This is a genomic window from Massilia polaris (assembly GCF_012927275.1).
GTDB lineage: Bacteria > Pseudomonadota > Gammaproteobacteria > Burkholderiales > Burkholderiaceae_D > Telluria_A > Telluria_A polaris.
In genome coordinates, this window is record NZ_JABBGG010000002.1 from 292,512 (window position 1) to 313,350 (window position 20,839).

At 64.2% G+C, this 20,839-nt stretch carries 20 protein-coding genes; 11 read left to right on the plus strand and 9 right to left on the minus strand.

Annotated elements, in window-relative coordinates:
• Positions 1-154 precede the first annotated feature (154 nt).
• Genes HHL21_RS05170 through HHL21_RS05180 form a run of 3 tightly spaced genes read right to left on the minus strand, consistent with a single transcriptional unit; the run spans position 155 to position 4,653 of the window.
• A complete protein-coding gene (locus HHL21_RS05170) occupies positions 155-2,602 on the minus strand; it encodes an FtsX-like permease family protein (RefSeq protein WP_169464183.1) in 2,448 nt (815 codons plus the stop codon).
• An 11-nt stretch (positions 2,603-2,613) separates the two neighbouring features.
• Positions 2,614-3,324: an ABC transporter ATP-binding protein gene (locus HHL21_RS05175; RefSeq protein ID WP_229496050.1), complete on the minus strand. Its 711-nt coding sequence runs from the start codon at positions 3,322-3,324 to the stop codon at positions 2,614-2,616.
• Positions 3,325-3,360: 36 nt separating this feature from the next.
• Entirely contained in the window at positions 3,361-4,653 is a 1,293-nt protein-coding gene (locus tag HHL21_RS05180) for an efflux RND transporter periplasmic adaptor subunit (RefSeq protein ID WP_229496052.1), read from the minus strand.
• Positions 4,654-4,852: 199 nt separating this feature from the next.
• Between HHL21_RS05180 and HHL21_RS05185 the strand changes: the two genes are divergently transcribed.
• From HHL21_RS05185 to HHL21_RS05195, 3 genes are all read left to right on the plus strand, one after another.
• Entirely contained in the window at positions 4,853-6,190 is a 1,338-nt protein-coding gene (locus HHL21_RS05185) for a sigma-54-dependent transcriptional regulator (RefSeq protein WP_370659672.1), read from the plus strand.
• The gene (locus HHL21_RS05190; protein WP_169464185.1) at positions 6,180-7,403 is read left to right on the plus strand and encodes a sensor histidine kinase; all 1,224 of its coding nucleotides are present in this window, start codon (positions 6,180-6,182) and stop codon (positions 7,401-7,403) included. The genes HHL21_RS05185 and HHL21_RS05190 overlap by 11 nt, the downstream gene beginning before the upstream one ends.
• 138 nt (positions 7,404-7,541) lie before the next feature.
• Positions 7,542-8,516: an alpha/beta hydrolase gene (locus HHL21_RS05195; RefSeq protein ID WP_206085592.1), complete on the plus strand. Its 975-nt coding sequence runs from the start codon at positions 7,542-7,544 to the stop codon at positions 8,514-8,516.
• Here the strand turns inward: HHL21_RS05195 and HHL21_RS05200 are convergent, their stop codons facing one another.
• Positions 8,517-8,738 (minus strand): hypothetical protein, encoded by a 222-nt coding sequence (locus tag HHL21_RS05200; protein WP_169464186.1) that lies wholly within the window; start codon positions 8,736-8,738, stop codon positions 8,517-8,519.
• Between the two features lie 291 nt (positions 8,739-9,029).
• On the opposite strand from HHL21_RS05200, the gene HHL21_RS05205 reads away from it, so the two are divergent.
• Positions 9,030-9,272 carry a hypothetical protein gene (locus tag HHL21_RS05205; RefSeq protein ID WP_169464187.1) on the plus strand — a complete coding sequence of 81 codons (243 nt, stop codon included), beginning with the start codon at positions 9,030-9,032 and terminating at the stop codon, positions 9,270-9,272.
• Positions 9,273-9,282: 10 nt separating this feature from the next.
• Here the strand turns inward: HHL21_RS05205 and HHL21_RS05210 are convergent, their stop codons facing one another.
• The 5 genes from HHL21_RS05210 to HHL21_RS05230 all read right to left on the minus strand — a co-directional run bounded on the left by HHL21_RS05210 (position 9,283) and on the right by HHL21_RS05230 (position 14,598).
• Entirely contained in the window at positions 9,283-10,017 is a 735-nt protein-coding gene (locus HHL21_RS05210) for an MIP/aquaporin family protein (protein ID WP_169464188.1), read from the minus strand.
• Positions 10,014-10,472, minus strand: a complete 459-nt coding sequence (arsN2, locus tag HHL21_RS05215) for an arsenic resistance N-acetyltransferase ArsN2 (RefSeq protein ID WP_169464189.1) — start codon at positions 10,470-10,472, stop codon at positions 10,014-10,016. Before arsN2 ends, HHL21_RS05210 begins: the two co-directional genes overlap by 4 nt.
• 12 nt (positions 10,473-10,484) lie before the next feature.
• Positions 10,485-10,796 (minus strand): ArsR/SmtB family transcription factor, encoded by a 312-nt coding sequence (locus HHL21_RS05220; RefSeq protein WP_370659667.1) that lies wholly within the window; start codon positions 10,794-10,796, stop codon positions 10,485-10,487.
• A 155-nt stretch (positions 10,797-10,951) separates the two neighbouring features.
• Positions 10,952-13,351 carry a TonB-dependent receptor plug domain-containing protein gene (locus HHL21_RS05225; RefSeq protein ID WP_370659668.1) on the minus strand — a complete coding sequence of 800 codons (2,400 nt, stop codon included), beginning with the start codon at positions 13,349-13,351 and terminating at the stop codon, positions 10,952-10,954.
• Between the two features lie 308 nt (positions 13,352-13,659).
• Positions 13,660-14,598, minus strand: coding sequence for a DUF808 domain-containing protein (locus HHL21_RS05230; protein WP_169464191.1), 939 nt, complete (start codon positions 14,596-14,598; stop codon positions 13,660-13,662).
• An 83-nt stretch (positions 14,599-14,681) separates the two neighbouring features.
• Here HHL21_RS05230 and HHL21_RS05235 point away from each other — a divergent pair, with 83 nt between their 5' ends.
• From HHL21_RS05235 to lipA, 7 genes are all read left to right on the plus strand, one after another.
• A complete protein-coding gene (locus HHL21_RS05235; RefSeq protein WP_206085593.1) occupies positions 14,682-15,014 on the plus strand; it encodes a BrnA antitoxin family protein in 333 nt (110 codons plus the stop codon).
• A 153-nt stretch (positions 15,015-15,167) separates the two neighbouring features.
• The gene (locus tag HHL21_RS05240; protein ID WP_131423695.1) at positions 15,168-15,452 is read left to right on the plus strand and encodes an HU family DNA-binding protein; all 285 of its coding nucleotides are present in this window, start codon (positions 15,168-15,170) and stop codon (positions 15,450-15,452) included.
• Positions 15,453-15,540: 88 nt separating this feature from the next.
• A complete protein-coding gene (locus HHL21_RS05245) occupies positions 15,541-16,188 on the plus strand; it encodes a LysE family transporter (RefSeq protein ID WP_169464192.1) in 648 nt (215 codons plus the stop codon).
• A 110-nt stretch (positions 16,189-16,298) separates the two neighbouring features.
• Positions 16,299-18,200, plus strand: a complete 1,902-nt coding sequence (locus HHL21_RS05250) for a DUF6600 domain-containing protein (protein WP_169464193.1) — start codon at positions 16,299-16,301, stop codon at positions 18,198-18,200.
• A 269-nt stretch (positions 18,201-18,469) separates the two neighbouring features.
• A complete protein-coding gene (locus tag HHL21_RS05255) occupies positions 18,470-18,739 on the plus strand; it encodes a DUF493 family protein (protein WP_169464194.1) in 270 nt (89 codons plus the stop codon).
• An 83-nt stretch (positions 18,740-18,822) separates the two neighbouring features.
• Positions 18,823-19,542 (plus strand): lipoyl(octanoyl) transferase LipB, encoded by a 720-nt coding sequence (gene lipB, locus HHL21_RS05260; protein ID WP_169464195.1) that lies wholly within the window; start codon positions 18,823-18,825, stop codon positions 19,540-19,542.
• Positions 19,539-20,525, plus strand: a complete 987-nt coding sequence (gene lipA / locus HHL21_RS05265; protein WP_169464196.1) for a lipoyl synthase — start codon at positions 19,539-19,541, stop codon at positions 20,523-20,525. The genes lipB and lipA overlap by 4 nt, the downstream gene beginning before the upstream one ends.
• Positions 20,526-20,839: the final 314 nt, after the last annotated feature.

Consider the following 20,839-nt stretch of genomic DNA (forward strand, 5'->3'; position numbering starts at 1 on the left):
TGGGGATTTCGTATGATACGCGACGAACTAGCATTGCCCATACGCAATAACCAGATTCCCACCAAGCCCTCGTTGGAACGTTGTGATTTAAAGACGGCCTGCCGTACCGCTGCCACTTTCAATAGCAGACAGCGGTCCGCGCCCGACAGTTCAACTACACCCGTAGCGCTTCCGCCGGCATCATGCGCATCGCAATCCAGGCCTGCCGTGCCACAGCGATCATCGCCACTGCAAGCGTCGAAGCCAGCGCAAACAACATCGTCCAATAGCCGATTGGCGCGTGTTCGACGTAGGTGGCAAGGTAACGCTCGATGGCGACGGCGGCGAGCGGCAACCCGATCAGTGCGGATACAAGCGTCAGCGCACCAATCTCACGCAGCACTAGCTTTCCGATATCCCGGCGCCTCGCCCCGTGCAACTTACGCAGCACAATTTCCTTCGCGCGCCGCTGCACGGTGTGTGCCGACAACACGTAAGTGCCGAATGCCGCGATGGCCAAGGCGATGCAGGTTGCTACGGCGAGCAGCTTCGCCATCCGCGCATCGTCCGCGTAGTTCAGCGCCAGGACGTCCCCTGCGTGATGCATTTTCAGGATCGCGTCAGGAAAGTACTTCGGCCAAATTTCCCGCAGCGCGCGTTCCGCATCTGCCACCGTGCCTGCCGCTCGCACGCTCAGGATCGTGCTGGCCGTCGACAGTTCATACCCCATCGCCCGTGGCGCCTCGCGCAAGGAATGGAACCTGACCTCCGGCGCGATACCGACAACGCGCTTGTGCACCGGTTTGCCTTCGGGGCCGGGATACACCAGCGTATGCCCGACAGCCGCCGACGGCGTGGCAAATCCAAGCTCGCGCGCGGCAATCGCATTGATGACGAGCGGAACCGGATCATCTTCCTTATCGATCCTGGAATTGAACAGCCTGCCCGCCTCCGGTTTAATGCGGTAGTGCTCGAAGAAGCCTGGGCTGACCCATTTCATTTCCGTGGACGCCACGCCACCTTCCGGCCGCTTCAGTTCGCGATGGTAGATGCCGTTCTTCCTGCCGATCGCGTCTTCCGATACCGCATAGCCGGCAATCGCCGGGTGCGCCGACAAGGCAGTCAAAAGATTCCGCGCCGCAGGGCCCGAATTCATCGCTTCGAAAGGCAGGTCGATCACCAGCATCGGCGCCGCATCGAAGCCCGGGTCCACCCGCATCGCAAACTCGGTCTGCCAGGCGACGGCAAGGGTAATGCTGGCAAACCCCATCGCCGTCGACACCTGCAATACCGTCATCGCACGGCGCAACTGCATGCCGCGCGGCGACTCGGTACCAGCCCGCCCCGCCAGCGCTTCGCCTGGACGCACGTGCACCGCAATCCATGCTGGCCAGATGGCCGTCACCACGCCAAGCAGCGCGCCAATGGCCAGCGCCGCCGCGATATTGCCTGTCGAGAGTATGCCGTCGAGATCGCGGTTGACCAGGTCGGAAAACATCGGCAACGCCATCCATGCCAGCAGCAGTCCCAGTCCTGTCGCGACCATGGAGACCAGCATCGACTCGGCCAGCAATTGCAGGACGATCTGCCGCATGCTCGCGCCCAGCACTTTTCGCATCGCCACTTCACGCTGGCGCCGAAGTACGCGCACCGCCGCCAGGTTGACGTAGTTCATTGCCGCCAGCGCCAGGATGAGCACGGCGATCGCACCCAGTCCGGCCACCACCGCGCGATTGGCGCGGTCGCCCGTGCCTGCGATGAAGTTGCCTTCCACTTCCTGGTCGAAATAAGCATCGCGCAGCGGCGACAGGGCGATGTCCATCACCTTGCGTTTTCCGAGCCGCTGTTTCACGTCCGGCGGCAGCTTCTGCAATTGCGGCGCGCTATCGAGCGCTTGCTGCAAGGATCCGGTGATGGTAGTGAGCGATACACCTGGATGCGTGCGAACCAGCAGCTTGGCGGGCCAGCCCTGCTCGCCGGTTTGCATTTCATCGCGAACATTTTTGTCCATCAGCACTGAATTAACACCCAGTAGCATCTCAAACGGGATGGTCGTGTTCGCCTCGGACCTTCGCACCACGGCGCCCACGCGTGCGACCTTACCTTCGATCTGAACCGAGCGGCCCACGACATCCGGCCTGGCAAAAAGGCGTACCGCAGCTTCCTCACTGAGGACGATGGTGTCAGGATTTTCAAGCGCGGCATTGAGATTGCCGCGGATCGCCTGCAGCCCAAGCATTTCCGCGAACCCCGGCGTCGCCGTCAGGCTGACCAACTGGGATAATTTGCCGTCGATACTGACCGTGAAGCCCGTTTCATTCGGGCGCGACGGAAGGTAGGCCACCGCCGCCGCAACGCCCTGCGTTTTCTGCGCGGCAGGCCGCAGGAACAGCGGTACTTGGTCATACCACGGCGCCCTCGGGTCCATGTTCGCGCGGTGCTTGACGACATACACGTTGCCGACATCAGGCACGGTGGCGTTGTACTGCCACGAATACTGGACGAAGCCGAACAGTAGCAGCGATGCTGCAAGGCCAACACCCAGCCCAAGTATGACAACCAGCGAGTACGCCGGTTCCTGCACCAGCGTGCGCCAGCCGATACGAAAATCTTTAAGTCTCATGGTCGCTCCGGTCACGCGGCTTGCAGTGCGTCGACCAGGATGCGGCCGTCCAGCAGGCGCAAAGTGCGCGACGCCTGTGCCGCATGCGCGGGCGAGTGGGTGACCATCACGATGGTCGTACCCTCGGCGTTTATCTGGCGCAGGATGCGCATGACTTCGTCGCCGTGGGCGGTGTCGAGATTGCCGGTCGGCTCGTCGGCCAGCAGCATCGCTGGATTCGACACCAGTGCGCGGGCAATTGCCACGCGCTGTTGCTGCCCGCCGGACAGCTGCGATGGACGATGCTTCGCGCGATGCGCCACGCCAAGCTTGTCGAGCATGGCCGCAACGCGATCGCGCCTTTCCTTCGCAGGCACGTCCATGTATTCCAGCGCCAGCTCGACATTCTCGGCAACCGACAATTCCTCGATCAGGTTGAAGCTCTGGAAAATGAAGCCGACCCGCCCACGCCGCAACTGGTTCAGCTGCGCTTCGCTCCAGCCCGCCACATTCTGGCCGTCGAACCAGTACTCGCCGCTGTCGGGCGTATCGAGCAGGCCGAGCATCGACAGCAAGGTCGACTTGCCGCATCCCGACGGGCCGGTGATGGCGACATATTCGCCGGCATCGATGTCGAGGTTGATGCGGTCGAGCGCCGTCGTACGCACTTCGCCGCCTTGGTAGGTCTTGCTGACGTTCAGGAGCTTGAGCATGCCTGCTTGTGGGTCTGATATCGAGTTCATTATTGTGTCACCTCCAGGAAAATGTTCTAGAAAAATCTATTGTGTAAATTGCAGCCGTTCGGCCTTGCCGTAATGCGCATACGACGACACGATCACCCGTTCGCCGGCCTCGAGGCCCGCCATCACCTCCACCTGGCTGTTATTCCTGCGCCCGGTACGCAGCGCGCGCCGTTGGGCCGTCGCGCCGCCGCGGTCCAGTACGAATACCCAGGCGCCGCCGCTGTCGTTCATGAAGGCATCGTTGGGAAGCAGCAGCGCCGGTGTCGCGCCGCCCAGCGTGACCAGCACCTCCACGCCCTGCCCCGGGTTCATCGCGCCCGGCTGGCCTTGTTCGAAAGCTAGTTCCACAGCGAAGCGCCCATCGTTGATCTGCGGGTACACGCGGCTGAGCTTCACGGGATGGCGCCGCCCGCCAATCGCCGCCACGCCTTGCCGTCCCGGCACCAGCCGGTTGAGGTAATACTCGTCGACCTGGGCAGTCAGCTTGAACCGGGCAACGTCGTCGATGCGGCCGAGATGCTGGTCCGGTTTGACGGTCTCGCCGACTTGCAGGCGGAAATCCGTCAGCCGTCCCGCGACCGGCGCACGCACAGCCAGCGCCTCGACGGTCGCATTTGCCAGGCGCATGCCGGCTTCCACACGCGCAATGGCTTGCTCCATCTGCCGGACGGCATCGAGCTGGGTGGCGCTTTCGATTGCATCGCTGGCCTTGTCCGATTCCAGCAGGCGCTGCTGCTGCGCGGCCCTGTCTGCCGACTCTTCCAGCACCGCGCTGGAAATAAATCCCTTCTGCGCGAGCGCCAGGTTGCGGCCGTGCTGTTTCTGCGCCTGCATCAGCGCGAACGCCACGTCCGACGCGCGGCGCTGCCGCTGGCCGCGGCTCGCTTCGAGCGACACGCGCAGGTTGGTCAGGTTCGAAATCTGTTGTGCGTGCTCGGCCTCGCGCGCCAGCAGCTCCAGCCTGCGCTGCGGATTCGACAGGCGGAACAGCACGTCGCCACGCGCCACCAGCGCGCCATCGGCAGCGAACACTTCTTCCACGCGGCCCGTTTCCACCGCATCGAGCATGACCGAATGGAGTGGCGCCGCAATCGCGCGCAGCGCCACATCGTCGAGGAACATGCCGCGCTCGACGGTCGCGACTCGCGCGCTCGCTAAAGGCACTTGCAGCCCGCGCGGAGCGAGTTGCCACAGCGCCGTCGCCAGCGCGATCACGGCGGCAACGATGGCGGCTGCGGCGACGGCGCGGCGGCCCCGCCGCTGCGGCAGCGGCTGGTCCATCGCGGCGCCGGTCGGACGTTCGGGCAATCGGGGGAATGGCAGAGTCATGTGCTTTTAATCGCAACTTCCATGCCACGCCCGTGTCGGTGCGAATTCGTCGTTCGCCACGCAGCGAATGTCCAGTAACGGACGATCCAGGTGTTCGCTTCCGGACACTCCGCCGCAAACCCGGCTATGTGATTGCTGGCAACCGGACGCTGCTGCTAGAATCGGCGCACCGCTTCCCACCCCACTCCCCATGCCCGGCATCCCAGCGCAGATCCTGATCCTCGACGACGATGCCGATGTGGCCTACGCCGCGAAACTGCTGCTGCGTCGCGCCGGACAGGTCACCACGCTGGGCGATCCCTCGCAGGTCGCGCGTTACCTGCAGCACAGCGCGCCTGATGTGGTGCTGCTCGATTTCAATTTCACGCCGGGACGGACCGATGGCGCGCAGGGATTGAAGGTGCTGGACCAGTTGCAAGCCTTGCCCAATCCGCCCGCCGTGATCGCCATGACGGCGTATGCCGACGTCCCGCTGGCGGTTGCCGCGATGAAGCGCGGCGCCTGCGACTTCATCACCAAGCCGTGGGACAATGCGCGCCTGGCTGCCACCGTCGATGCGGCATTGGCGCGCCGCGCCGCTGCCGCATCGCCACCGCCGCCGGCCACATCCGCCCTGCTCGGCGACTCGGTCGCCATGCGCGCACTGCGCGCGGCGATTGCCAATGTGGGACCGACCGAGGCCAATGTCATGGTGCTCGGCGAGAACGGCGTGGGCAAGGAACTGGTGGCGCGCGGCGTCCATCTCGCGTCGCGCCGCGCCGCCGGGCAATTCCTCGCCGTCGATATGGGAAGCTTGCCGGAATCGATGCTCGAAAGTGAGCTGTTTGGCCACCGCAAAGGCGCGTTCACGGATGCGCGCAACGACCGTGCGGGGCGATTCCAGTCCGCCTCGGGAGGCACGCTGTTCCTCGACGAGATCGGCAACCTGGCGCTGGCCGCACAATCGAAGCTGCTGACTGCGCTGGAACGCCGCGAAGTCACGCCGCTGGGAGCCGATCGCCCGCAAACAATTGACGTGCGCATCATCAGCGCCACCAACCTCGATGAAGCAAGGCTGTATGACGCGCAAGGCTTCCGTCCCGACTTGCTGTTCCGCCTGAACACGATCGTCATCCGCGTGCCGCCCTTGCGCGAGCGGCCCGGCGACATTCCCCAGCTGCTGACGCATTACCTGGCGCTGTACCAAAATCAATACGGCAGGCCCGGGCGCGCCATCGCGCCTTCCGCATTCGATGCGCTGTGTTCGCATGCATGGCCGGGCAATGTGCGCGCGCTGCGCCATGCCTGCGAGCGCGCCGTGATCCTGTCCGAGTCGGAGCTCTACTCCCTCGCGGATTTCGGCTTGCATAGCGCCGACCCGGTTCCAGTCCCTGCGCCATCGGCCTCCACGGCCACTGCCCTCAAGCTCGACGCGCTCGAACGCGACGCGGTCGCCGCTTCGCTGGAACAAGCGCAGGGCAACATCAGCCATGCGGCGAAACTGCTCGGCATCAGCCGCGCCGCCTTGTACCGGAAGCTGGAAAAACATGGACTCTGACCCGCGCCCGAAACGCCTCGTGTACGGTGGCGCGTTGCTGTTGGCGATGGCAGCGTGGGGCGCTGGTTCGGCACCAACAGATTCCGCGCGTCTCGGTGCCAGCGCGGTTGCCGCGACCGTGGCGATCATGCTGTTCCGCCGTGGCCTGGCCGCAGCGGAACAATTGCCGCCGCTTGAGGTCGCGGTTGGATTGCCACCCGACCAGGCCATGCTTGCGACGCGCGCGCTTGGCCTTGAGTCGCAGCTGGAACACGCGCCCATCGCGCTGTTTCGTATTCTTCCCTCGCGCCTGGACGCGGTCGAACCAGTCAACGCCAGCGCGCGCCGCCTGCTGGCGCCGGGCCGCGCATCGGATGTGCCAGCGGTGCACCGCGCGCTGGCGGAACTGGCGGTCGGCCAGCGCCGCGTCATCGATTTCGATACCGAGCGCGGCACCGAACGCGCGCTCGCCACCGCCAACGCGATGACGGTCGATGGCGAGCCGCAGCGCCTGGTGGCGCTGATGCCGATGGAAGACGAGCTCGAAGCCGAAGCCATGCAGGCATGGCAAAAGCTGGTCCATGTGCTGACCCATGAAATCATGAATTCGCTGACGCCGGTGGCATCGCTGTCGCAGACCTCGCGCGAGTTGCTGCGCGGCGCCAGCGCCAGCCTGCCGGCAGACATCGCCGGCGATCTCGACATCGCACTCGATGCGATCAGCCGCCGCGCCGACAGCCTGACGCAGTTCGTCAGCGGCTACCGCACCCTGGCGAGCGTGCCGGAAGCCCGTCCGCAGCGGATCGCCGTGTCGCGGATGTTCGCCGGGTTGTCCGCCCTGGTGGGCCCGGCGTGGCAGGCCCGTGGCGGTCGCGCCATCTTTGTCGTCGAGCCCGATTCCCTTGAACTGATGGCCGACCCGGGGCAACTGGAGCAGGCACTGGTCAACCTGATCAAGAACGCGGCCGAAGCAAGCGCAGGACAGGCGGTGCCGGAAGTGCGGATCAGCGCCAGGCTCGCACGCGGCGGGCGCCTGCATATCGCCGTAAGCGACAACGGTCCCGGCGTGCCGGACGACCTGATCGCCGCCATCTTCACGCCCTTCTTCTCGACGCGGGAGAAAGGCAGCGGCATCGGCCTGGCCATGGTGCGCCAGCTGGTGCACCGCAATGGCGGCGCGGTTCGCTATGCCAGGTCGCTTGGCGGCGGGGCGCGCTTCATCATTACCTTCTGATTTTTCTATCCTGCATGGCTGAGCCGATATATAGTTAAAAGATTAACTCTTTGTCAGGGAATCATGCGCGCCATCGTCCGACTCTGTCTCATCCCGTTGTTTCTCTTTCCATTAGCGGCATCCGCCGCAGCGCCGGTCGTGGAAACGCATGAGTGCGCCCGCAAAGGCGGCGGCATTGCCGAACAACGTTACGTGTCGATCGGCGGCATCGAGCAATGGATGACGATCAGGGGCGCCAGCTGCGCCAATCCTGTCGTGCTGATCGTGCATGGCGGGCCTGGAAATCCGATGACGCCTTACGCGAGCAAGCTCTACGGAGCTTGGGAGAAGGAGTTCACGCTCGTCCAGTGGGACCAGCGCGGCGCCGGCCGGACCTTCGGTCGCAATAAAGGCAGCGCGGACGAGACCCTGACGGTCGAGCGCATGGCGAAGGATGGCGTCGAGGTGGCGGAATACCTGACGCACCGCCTCGGCAAGCAGAAAGTGATCCTCAAGGGCGGATCGTGGGGTTCGGTGCTGGCGGTGCACATGGCGAAGATGCGGCCGGACCTGTTCGCCGCCTACGTCGGCACCAGCCAGCTCATCAGCAATCGCGACAATTCACTGGCCAGCTACACCAAGGTTCTGGAGCGCGCCCGTGCCGCCGGCGACAGCAAAACCGTCGCTACCATCGAAGCGCTGGGACCGCCGCCATGGAAGAACCCGCGCAACTTCGGCATCCTGCGGCGTGCGACGCGGCTATACGAAGCAAAGGTGACGGATCCGGCGCCAGCCGCCTGGTGGACGCGCGCGCCCGAGTACGCCACGGCGCAGGCGGCAGCCGAATACGAGGCGGGCGAGGATTACGCCTACCTGCAGTTCGTCGGCATGGAAGGCGACGGCATGCTCCGCACGATCGACCTGCCGAAGCTTGGCACGCGGTTCGACATGCCGGTGTACCTGATCCAGGGCGCTGAAGACCTGGTGACGACGAAGGAAGTGACGAAGGCGTATTTCGACAGCATCGTCGCGCCGCACAAGGACCATATCCTGCTCGAACGTGTCGGCCACGATCCGAACACTGCCATGCTCGACGCGCAGTACAAAGTGCTCAAAAGCATCCGCGCGCGCTGATCAGGCCATGCGCGGGCCACCCTTGCCGCGGCCGTCGAACAGGACGTCGCGCCGCAGCCGGATGCCGCTCGACCGGATGCCGCTGACCACTCCCCACGCGGCAGCCCAGCGCTTCGCGCGTTCCTGTTCCTGCGCTGACTCGGACCGGATCGCACGTCCGATCGCCTCCGCCATGCGATGCATGGCGTAAGCTTTTCGTTGTTCCCTGGGACGGTGATTCATAAATTACCCGCTACTTGTCCGCTCTTGTAACCACACTAGCGTCCGCCCCCCTTGCGGACAGTGCGTGAACGTACGATCAGCGGCGGCAATCGTCGTTGTTCGCGCTATTCGTGCGATCACGCAATCAATCTGAATTCCTGCGGAAACGTTTCGTCGCAAATTCGACAACATACCTTGTTCCAGCCAAAGAAATGCAGGGATCATTTGTTCAACTGTACAAGCGCCCAGTAGTTTTGACCGCGCTCAGCCGTAAAATATGAACGATAAAATATTTGCAACTCCTCATACGACATGACACGAACTGACCGCCAGGAGCGAAAAAGCTACGGCATGCTGCGCATGAGCCGGGCGATCAGCCGCGCCATCAGCGCGCCGACGCCGAATGAGCAGGACAAGGCGATCCGCTGGGTCGCGGCATGGGGATTGATCGGTGGAATTCGCTCGGACACGGTCCGCCTGCGCAATCCCGAACTGATCCAGCCGGTTCCGGCGCAGCAGGAGCACACCTACGCCGAAACGGCGCAGTCGGGCTGACCGCCAGGTTTCAGGCCTGGCCGGCGGTACTGTCGAAATCGCCCGGTGCGACTGTGCCGGCGATGGTCGCGTCTTTCGGCGCGGCCGGATACAGCCAGCAGAACACCATCGTCGCGGCCGCGGCGCCAGCCAGTTGGGCAAGGATGAATCCGGGCGCGTCGACCGGACGGATGCCGGCAAAGGTATCGCTGGCGGCACGCGCCAGCGTAACGGCCGGGTTGGCGAACGACGTCGACGCGGTGAACCAGTAGGCGGCGGTGATGTAGGCGGCCACGGCAAACGGCGTGATTGCCGGCCGGCTGCGCGAACAGCCGATGATGACCGCCAGCAACCCGAACGTGGCGACGAACTCGCTCCACCATTGCGCAGGCCCGCTGCGCTCGTGCGCCGAGGCGAACAGCAAGGGCGCCTCGAACATCAGGTGCGCCGCCATCACGCCGGCGAAGGCGCCGATAAGCTGCACGGCAATATACGGCAGCACTTCGCGCGCCGGCATGTTGCGTTGCCACGCCTCGGACAATGTCACCGCCGGGTTGAAGTGCGCGCCAGAAATCGGGCCGAAGGTCAGGATCAGCGCGGCCAGGCCGGCGCCGGTGGCAATCGTATTGGCCAGCAAGGCGATTGCGACATTGCCGCCAGCAAGGCGTTCGGCCATGATGCCCGAACCGACCACGACCGCCAGCAGGAAGGCCGTCCCCAGTCCTTCCGCGACCAGCCTTCTTGCCGTGTTACTTCGACTGTTCATTCGCCTGCCTTGGTCGCCTGTGTCAGGTCTTTTTCCATGCACACGGCGCTGGCCGGGCAGAATTTTGAAAACTGGGTGCTGTGGCGCAGTGCCTCAGGCGCATCCTCGCGAGCGATTGCGCGGTAACCATGGTCCTCGAAGAAGCCGGAGGCGCTGGTTGTCAGCAGGAACAGGCGCGCAATGCCGGACTGGCGCGCGTGCGCTTCAATCGCCTCGACCAGGTGGCGTCCTTGTCCGACGCCCTGGCGCGACGCATCGACCGCCAGCGAACGCAGCAGCGCATCGCGGCCGTAGCGTTCGATGCCGACACAGCCAACCACCGCGCTGTCTTTCTCGACGACGAGGAAATCGGGCAGATGCGACGGCCCGATGTCGGAAAACGGCAGTCCGGCGTTCTCGAGAATCTGCCCAATCTCAGGCAGGTCGGCGGTTGTTGCTTGTCGTATTGTTGCCATGACTTATCCTTTTCAGCAGGGCTGGCCAGCACAGCAATTCTCGGTCAGAAAACCGATCAGCCCGTTGACGGTTGCGAAATTCGCCGCATACAGCAGGAAGCGGCCATCCTGGGTTGCCGTAATCAGCTGGGCGTGAACCAGCTCCTTCAAATGGAATGATAGCGAAGATGACGGGATGCCGAGCTCCGCCGCGATCTTGCCGGGCGTCATCCCTCCGGGGCCAGCTTGCACGAGCAGGCGGTAGACGGCCAGGCGCGACTCCTGCGCCAGGGCGGCGAGGGCGGCGATGACAGGTTTGGTGTCCAGTGGGTTAGGTTCGATCATATTTCTATGATATTAGAATTGTCGAACAAGAGCAATTGATTGGTCGGCAAGGCGGAATACGGATCGTGAACCGGTCGGGGAAGTGGTATGGCGGAATGCTGATGCAGAAAAACACAGGGTGGCAAGCGCCGCGGCGCCCGCCACCCTGCTTCAGCTTAGAAGCTGTACGAAGCGCGGGCGTAGATGAAGCGGCCCGAACGTCCGAACGGCGCGTAGTTGGCGAACGCCGCGTTGCCGGTCGTGTTCAGCGCCGGCGGCAGCGACTCAGGATACTCGTCGAAGACGTTGTCCGCCCCGACCGCCACATTCAGCTTCGGCGTCACCGCGTAGCGCGCTTCGAGGTCGACCACGGTCTGGGCGCCCATCGTGAAGTCCAGCGCGGCGGTGGTGCCAGGCGACAGCACCTTGCCGTAACGCGTGGCGCGGAAGGTTGCGCCCCACTGGCCAAGCTTCCAGTTCACGTTCGCGTTGATCTTGTTCTCCGGCTGGCCCTGCTCGAGCGACAGCACGTTGAGGCGATCGAACAACGATGGCGCCGGACTCAGCGCGGACAGCTGGGCGGTCACCGGTACCTTGGTCACTTCGGTGTCGGTAAAGTTGCCGGCCACGGTGAAGTCGAACTTGCCGGCTTCGCCCAAGTTCATCGGCCAGTTGAAGACCACGTCCACGCCGCGGGTGCTGGTATCCACACCGTTGATGAAGAAGCGGCCGCCGCCCACACCGATGAAGCCTTGCGCACGGATGAAGTCGCGCACATTGGTCGCCGTCAGGTTTTCCGACAGGATGATGCGGTCGTCGATATCGATGCGGTAGGCATCCACCGTCACGTTCAGGCCGCCGAAGCGCATCACCGCGCCGAGCGAGACGTTGAGCGATTTTTCCGCGTCCAATGGCTTGGCGCCGAGGGCCACCGCGACCGGATCATTCGGCTTGAAGGTGGTGATCTCGAACGGCACGCCGTTGATGAAGTTGGTCGACGTCGTCGTGAAGTTCTGCTGCTGCGGCGACGGTGCGCGGAAGCCGTTCTGCACCGAACCGCGCAGCGCGAACGCCTTGTTGAAGTCGTAGCGCATCGCAAACTTTCCGGCCAGGCTTTCGCCGAAGTCGGAGTAATGCTCGCCGCGTACCGCGACCGAGGCCAGCAGTTCCTTGGTCAGGTTCGCTTCCAGGTCGACGAAGGCGCCGATCGCGGTGCGGTGCGTGTTGCTTTCGTTGGCCGGGCGGAAGCCAGGGAACACCTGCGCACCCGGAGGCGCTGGCGTGCCATTGGCCAGGGTGACGCCGCCGTGACGGTACGAATCCGGCTCGCCGGCAAACAGCTCGTAGCCCTCGCGGCGCGCCTCGGCGCCCACGGCCACGTTCAGCGGCGAGGCCAGGCTGGCCACCGGCACCGAACGCACGCCGGTCAGGTTCAAGACCAGCTGGTCGTAGGAGAAGCCGCCAGCTTCGAACTCGGTCTTGCTGGACGGGCCGATCGAACGGTTCAGCGTGTTCTCGATGGTGAACGCCATCTTGTTCTTGCCGTAGCCGAGCGACGCGTCCATGTCCCACTCGCCCATGATCCATGAAACGCCGCCGGTCGCGCTGTAGTCGTCAACCGATGGGGCGATGATCGGCAGGTAGCCGTTCGGATAGATCGAGATGATGTTCTGGTCCTGCAAGGCGCGGCGGAAGAAGCCGGCCGAACGGGCATCGCGCTTTTGGTAGCTGGCCCAGCCGTACAGCTTGACGTTGCTGCCGAGGTTGTAGCCGGCGTTGGCGAACACGGTCGCCTGCTCCATTTCCGGTTCGCCGTACCAGGCGTTGAAGCGGTTGATCGTGGCTTCACGCGGATCGAAGGCGCCGTTTACCAGCGGATATTGCTGGCGGAAATCCCAGCCGCCGCGCTCGGTGCGCTTCTGGTCCTTGACTTCCGCGGCAAGGGTCAGGTAGCCGTCTTCGCCGAGGCTCAGGCCCTTCCACAGGCTGACGGTCAGGGTCTCGCCGTCGGAGCGCTTGCGCGAGGCAGGCGGGGCCCAGGTGGCCCCGGCAGGCGTCGGGCTGGCCACGATATCGTATTCGCTCTCGCGCGCGCCATAGGAAACGGTGGCCTCGCCGCCATCGCGGTTGGTGCGCAGGCGGATGTTGACCACGCCCGAAATCGCATCCGAGCCGTACTGGGCGGCGGCGCCGTCACGCAGCACCTCGATGGTACGGACCATCGCGGTAGGGATCGTGTTCATGTCGACGGCAGCCGAGCCGCGGCCGATCGTACCGTTCACGTTCACCAGCGCCGACGCATGGCGGCGCTTCGAGTTGACCAGCACCAGGGTCTGGTCCGGCGCCATGCCGCGCAGGGTGGCAGGACGGATGGTGTCGGTACCGTCGGCAAGGCCGGGGCGTGGGAAATTCAGCGAAGGCAGCGCCACCGACAGCGCCTGGTTCATCTCGGTGCTGCCGCTGGCTTTGAGCGTATCGGCGGAAATGATGTCGACCGGGGCGGCGGTATCGAGCGCGGTGCGGTTCGCAACGCGGGTACCGGTCACGACGACAGTGGCGGAGGGGTCGTTGGACACTGTCTGCGCCACGGAAGCGCTTGATGCGAACAGCGAAGCGATGGTTAAGGCGAGAAACTGTTTCTTGGGTGCGAACGTTCTATGCATTGTTTTTTTTCCTCGTTGATGGAATTACGACCGGCAAAAGCTGCGAACCTGCTTTTGATACTCGTACTTACATGCAACAAAGTCAATTCTGCAACACTCGATCTGGTGCAGATAACAACAGATAAAATTTTCGCGTCAGTTTCGCGTCAGTTTCGCGTAAGGCACGCTTCGCCGAAGCCGCATTCCGTCATTTTTTCGAGGACGCGAACAACGACTGCGCCTTAATGCGCTACGGCCTTCTCCCGCTTGAACATCTTCTGAATAACGGTAACGACCAACAGCACCACCCCACCCGCGATCAGCCCCGCCACCGCATCGATCAGGGTCGGCGTCACCGCTTTGAGCACACCGCCAAGCACCGGCACAGTGCCCGCCGTTAGCGCAGCACTTTCAACCATCACCGCCAGCGCATGCACGCCATGCATCAGGATGCTGCCGCCGACCATGAACATCGCCGCCGTGCCCAGCACCGACAGGGTCTTCATCAGCTTCGGCGCCATCCACAGCAGGAAATCGCCGAAACGCCGGGCGGCGGCGTTCTTCAGCTTGCTGAGGTAAAGGCCCGCGTCATCCAGCTTGACGATGCCCGCCACCAGCCCGTACACGCCAACCGTCATCACCAGCGCGATGGTGGTCAGCACCATTACCCGCTCGGTGAACGTGGCGGCGGCGACGGTGCCGAGCGAAATCACGATGATCTCCGCCGACAAAATGAAGTCGGTGCGGATCGCGCCCTTGATCTTGTCCTTCTCCAGCGCCACCATGTCGACCGACTCATCGGCCAGCGCGGCGGCCAGTTCCTGTTCGTGCGCCGCGTCTTCTTCCTTGTGCAGGTATTTGTGCGCCAGCTTTTCGGCGCCTTCGAAACAGAGAAACGCGCCGCCGATCATCAACAGCGGCGTCACCGCCCACGGCGCGAACGCGCTGATCGCCAGCGCGGCCGGCACCAGGATGGCCTTGTTGACGAACGAGCCCTTGGCCACCGCCCACACCACCGGCAGTTCGCGATCCGGATCCACGCCCGATACCTGCTGGGCGTTGAGCGCCAGGTCGTCGCCCAGCACGCCCGCGGTTTTCTTGGCGGCGACCTTGCTCATGACGGCTACGTCGTCAAGGATGGTCGCGATGTCGTCGAGTAAAGCCAGCAAGCTGCTTGCCATGGGTACTGCTCCGTATGAATGTCGAAGACACACATCTTACCTGACGGCGCGCTCCCGCTGCATGCGCAAAAAAGCACCGCATTTTGGCAGTTCAGGCCGCAAAAACTGCATCTCGTCGCTTTGTTCGTATTTTCCCGCGCGCCCGCCGTATAGTTGGATGCATCAACAGGCTGCCTGACTTTCCAGCGAGGTTCTTTATGAATACCGAATACGATTTCTCGACCACCGTCACCCGCGGCGCGGCGCGCCCTGTCAAGCGCAAGACCCGCATCACGATTTACCTCGACGACGAGGTGCTGGAAGAGTTCCGTTCATTGTCCGAACGCTGCGGTACCGGCTACCAGACCCTGATCAATGCTGCGCTGCGCACACGGCTGGCCCCTGCCGGCAAGGGCCAGCCGGCGCTCGCCGACTAAGCGGAACGGTCGCATTGCGGCATCCCCCGCAATGCACCAAAGCCGTCGCAGGCCAGTCACAGCAGGGCTTACTTTTGCATCGCCGCCTTAGAATTTATTACACACGGCAATATTTATGCTAATCTTCCCGCTCTTTTAACCCCGGAGGATAGTATGAAAAAAGGCGAACTGATTGCAGAATTTGCGAAGCGTACGGAAATGTCCGGCGCAGCCGCGAACGGCGCTGTCAACACCATCATCGACATCATCACCGAGCGCCTGAAAAAGGGTGACACGGTAGGTATCACCGGCTTCGGCACCTTTTCCGTCGCCAAGCGCGCTGCACGCAAGGGCCGCAATCCATCGACCGGCGAAGCGATCAAGATCGCTGCTTCGAAGACGCCAAAATTCTCGGCTGGCGCGACCCTGAAGTCGGCGGTCAACCCAAAGAAGAAGTAAGCAGCACCCCGCGTGCCCGCAGCGGCCCCGGCATACCGGGCGCCGCAGCGTGGCGCCGCGTCATTTCCCCCTCCCCAGAATTCCCCCCATGAGCTTCGCCACCTGGATTGCCTTCGTCTTCGCCGCTTCGATCATCGCCGTGTCGCCTGGCTCCGGCGCCGTGCTCGCGATGTCGCAAGGGCTGTCGTATGGCGTGAAGAAGGCCGGGGCCACCGTGTTCGGCCTCCAGCTTGGCTTGCTGCTGGTGCTCGCCATCGCCGGCGCCGGTGTCGGCTCGCTGCTGCTGGCCTCCGAGCTGGCCTTTAACATCGTCAAGACCGTCGGCGCGCTCTACCTGATCTGGCTTGGCCTCGCGCAGTGGCGCTCGAAGGTCGAGATCATGCCCGGCGACGCCACCGCGCCGGCGCAGGTCCTGGCGCCGGCCTTCGGCAAGCGCGTGCTGACCGGCTTCCTGACCAATGCGACCAACCCGAAAGGGATCATCTTCATGGTCGCGGTGCTGCCGCAGTTCATCTCGAAAGCCGCGCCGCTGCTGCCGCAGCTGGGCATCCTGGCCATCACCATGGTCGTCGTCGATTCGATCGTCATGAACGGCTACGCCTTCCTGGCCTCGTCGATGCAGCGCTTCTTCCGCGACGCGCGCGCCGTCAAAAAGCAGAACCGCTTCTTCGGCGGCGTGCTGATGCTGGTCGGCGGCGCCCTGTTCTTCGTCAAGCGCGGCGCAACGGCCGCCTGAGTTTCCCTTTTCGGGCGGATTGCAACCGTTTGTAACGCTTGTGGTCCGTTCGCCGTCGTGCCGCGTTTTATACTTGGCAGATGCCCTAATCCAAATCCCTGGAGAACACCATGCGTAGTCCCTTTATGAGAGTCGCGGCCGTGCTGGCGCTGATGGCTTGCTCCGTCCTCGCCCAGGCCCAGTCCGAAGCGCCTGCGCGCGTGGGCCGCGTGTCGCTGGTCCAGGGACCGGTCACCATCAGCAGCGAGGACGGCGACCAGCCCGAAGGCGCACTGGTGAACTGGCCGGTGACCAGCGATAACCGCATTACCACCGAACGTAACGCCCGCACCGAGATCCGCATCGGCTCGACCGCCGTGCGCCTCGACGGCGACTCGTCGCTTGAAGTGCTTGAGCTGGACGACGACCGCCTCCAGCTGCTGCTCCATTACGGCAGCGCGAACATCCGCGTCCGCAACACCGAGGTACTGGACGGCTTCTCGATCGAGACGCCGCAGGGCCGCGTGCGCATGCGCGAAGCAGGCCGCATCCGCATCGATGCCGATCGCGACGCCAGCGTGGTCGACGTGTTCGACGGCGTCGCGCTGGTCGATTCGGACGGCTCGACCATCTCGGTTCGTCCCGGCCGCCGCGTCGAGATGCGCCAGGGCGACCTGCTGACCGCACTGGCGGTACGCACCAGCTTCGACGACTGGGCGCGCCTGCGCGACTTGCAGGACGACCGCGTGGTCTCGGACCGCTACGTCACCACCGAGATGACCGGCTACGAAGAACTCGACCGCTACGGCAGCTGGAGCGACAACAGCGAATACGGCCCGGTATGGCTGCCACGCCACGTATCGGCTGGCTGGGCGCCCTACCGCGACGGCCGCTGGACCTGGGTCTCGCCATGGGGCTGGACCTGGATCGACAACGCGCCATGGGGCTACGCGCCATCGCACTACGGCCGCTGGGTGATGGTCAACCAGCGCTGGGGCTGGGCGCCGGGCCGCCACACCGGCCGTCCTGTCTGGGCGCCTGCGCTGGTCGGCTGGGTTGGCGGCAGCGGATGGAACCTGGCGTTCAACAGCGGCTCGATGCACCGTTCCGCTCCGGCGCAAGGCTGGTACCCGCTCGGATTCGGCGAGCACTACACTCCTGGCTACCGTGTGAAGAACGACCACCTCCGTTATATCAACCGGCACGCGCGTCCGCATGACGGCCGCCGTCGCAACGACGACCATCGCCGCCATGGCCTGACCGTGGTCCCGCATGACCAGTTCAATCGCCGTGCGCCGATTGTGGTGCCGTCCGCGCCGCGTGGCGTCGTCACCCCGCTGGCGCTGCAAAACGCGCCGGTGGCTGCGCCGCAGAGGCCCTCGTGGAGCAGGGGTGAGCGTGTCCGTCGTCCGCGTGACGGAGCGGTCGAAGCCGATGGCGTGTCCTACCGCGTTCGCCGTCCGGTGCAGGCAGCACCTGCGCCAACGGTCCAGCCGCAGGTACAGGCGCCTGTAGCGGCCCCGGTGCAGGTCCAGCCAGCGCCGCGCCGCGAGGGTCGGGCTGGAAACGACGAGCGCCGGGAAGCGCGCGGCGCCGACGACCCGCGTCCCCGCTGGGGCGACGAACGTCGCGAACAGATGGAAGCGGCACGGCGCGAACAGGCGGATGCCGCTCGCCGCAGCCAGCTGGACCAGATGCGGCAGGCGCAGATCGAAGAGGCTCGCCGCGGGCAGGCCGACCAGATGCGCCGCATGCAAATGGACGAGCGGCGCAGCCAGATGGACGAGATGCGGCGTGCGCGCCAGGGCCAGGTGCAGGCAGCGCCTGCGGCAGTCCAGCAGCAGCCGGCGCCGCAGCAGATGCCGCAAGCGCAGCCAGAACGGCGCCGAATCGCGCCCCAGCCGCAGGTGCAGGCGCCAGCAGCGGCTCCGGCCGCCCAGGACGTCAATCCGGTGGTCCAGCAGGAGCGCCGCGCCCGCGAAGAGCCGCAGCAGCGCCGCGGCAACCGTCCTGACCTAACCCAGGAACACTAAGACCGGGCGGCATTTCGGTCGGCCTTTTTTGCATCGCAGGCCCCGAATCGCGCCGTCCGTCGCATCCACCGTACGGCGCGCGGGGGAAATCGGTACTGTGGCATTACTCGGTAGCGCGATCCGCTACCGACTTTGTCCTCCGCTATTTTCCCCCTACGATGGAAGTAGTTTATGGCCAGCCTCGAGCTGGCCTCTTTTTTTGGCCATTCTGGCTAAACGCGAAACATTGGCTACAATGTGCCTTTGAACGCGTTTGAACTGGACCTGGTATGACCACGACCCCTGAATCCCTCATCGAATACCCGAGCGACTTTCCGATCAAGGTGATGGGCGCGACGCATGTGGATTTCGCCGCCACCATCGTCGATGTCGTCCTCGAATTCGACCCGACCTTCCACATCGGCCGCCTCGAAGAGCGTCCTTCGGCCAAAGGCAACTACACCGGCCTGACGGTCACCGTGCGCGCCACCAGCCGCGTCCAGCTCGACGACTTGTACCGCGCCCTGTCGGCGCACCCGATGGTCAAGATTGTCATGTAAGCCACACCTGGGCCCGCGCTGGCAGCAAGCTGGCGCTGGCTTATAATGGCGGGTGCCGTAAAGAACCCGCCACCACTATCCTCATGCCCTCCAACAGCCCCGCGCCGGCGATCATCCGCGATCTCGGCCGCGCCGATTACGAACCCGTGTTCGCCGCGATGCGCGCCTTTACCGACGCGCGCGACACCGCCACGCCGGACGAATTGTGGATCGTCGAGCATCCGCCGGTGTTCACGCTGGGGCTGGGCGCCGACCGCGGCCACCTGCTGGCCGGGCCGGGCGTGCCGGCCAACGATGTGCCAGTGGTGCAGACCGATCGTGGCGGCGAAGTCACCTTCCACGGACCCGGGCAGGTGGTCATCTACCTGCTGATCGACCTGCGCCGCAATAAACCGGGCGGCAAGCTGTATGCGCGCCAGTTTGTGACTAAAATCGAACAGGCGATCATCAACGTGCTGCAGGCGTATAATCTTGAAGGTGAGCGCATCGCGGGCGCGCCTGGCATCTACATCGCCGCAGGCCCGCGCAAAGGCGACAAGATCGCCGCGCTCGGCCTCAAGGTGCGCGGCAACGGATGCACTTATCACGGCGTGTCGCTGAATGTCGCGATGGACCTGACGCCGTTTTCATGGATTAACCCGTGCGGCTATTCCGGCCTTGCCACCGTCGACATGCGCACCATGGGCGTGCATGCCGCGCTGGCCGCCGTACAACAGCAACTGGCGGCCGAACTGGTTCGCCAGCTGGCCGAGCCCGAACCGAACAACATCAACCAGGCCCCTGAGGGGCAAGCAGCCAAATGACCACCGACATCGAAACCGGCACTGTCCCAGCTTACAACCCGAGCGAAAAGCAAAAAGGCGCAAGCAAGACCTCGCGCATTCCGATCAAGATCGTCCCGATCGAACAGATCGAGCGCCTGAAAAAACCGGACTGGATTCGCGTCAAGGCTGCCACCGCGTCGAGCCGCTTCTACGAAATCAAGGACATCCTGCGCGCCAATAACCTGGTGACCGTCTGCGAAGAAGCCAGCTGCCCGAACATCGGCGAATGCTTCGGCAAGGGCACCGCGACCTTCATGATCATGGGCGACAAGTGCACCCGCCGCTGCCCGTTCTGCGACGTCGGCCACGGCCGTCCTGACCCGCTCGACACGGAAGAACCGGGCAAGCTGGCCAAGACCATCGCCGACCTGCGCCTGACCTACGTCGTCATCACCTCGGTCGACCGCGATGACCTGCGCGACGGCGGCGCCGGCCACTTCGTCGACTGCATCCAGAAGACGCGCGCGCTGACGCCTGCGACCAAGATCGAAGTGCTGGTGCCCGACTTCCGCGGCCGCCTGCAGAAGGCGCTCGACATCTTCAAGGACGGCCTGCCGGACGTCATGAACCACAACCTCGAAACCGTGCCGCGCCTGTACAAGGAAGCGCGCCCGGGCGCCGACTACGCGCACTCGCTGCAGCTGCTGCGCGACTTCAAAGAGATGTATCCGAGCGCCGTCACCAAGTCGGGCATCATGGTTGGCCTGGGCGAGACGGACGAAGAGATCCTCGAAGTGATGCGCGACATGCGCGCCCATAACATCGACATGCTGACGATCGGCCAGTACCTCGCGCCGTCGAACTCGCACCTGCCGGTGCGCCGCTATGTGCACCCGGACGTCTTCAAGATGTTTGAAGAGAAGGCTTACGAGATGGGCTTCGTGCACGCGGCGGTCGGTGCGATGGTGCGCAGCTCGTACCACGCTGACGTACAGGCCCATAACGCGGGCGTCGCCGCTTAATTCGATACCTCGTATCACGTAGCGCGGATAAGCGGGCTGCCGCCGGGGCCGCATCCGCCGAATAACGGCTCCGCCCAAATGGGTGGCGCCGGCGGGTCCGCGCGTTTCAAGTCTTGTTCCCCCAATCCGCCTGCCGATTACATTCTTCGTTCCGTCGTTCTGACGGCGCAACCCATTCACGTAAGCTCCTGCCACTCCACAAAGTGAATTCGCAGGGCTCGCCACGAACGGCGCAATTGGCTCCAGTTGTACAAAATTCTGTACAAATTCAGTTGACTCGAAGTACAACATCTTGTACCATTTTTCATGTGGAA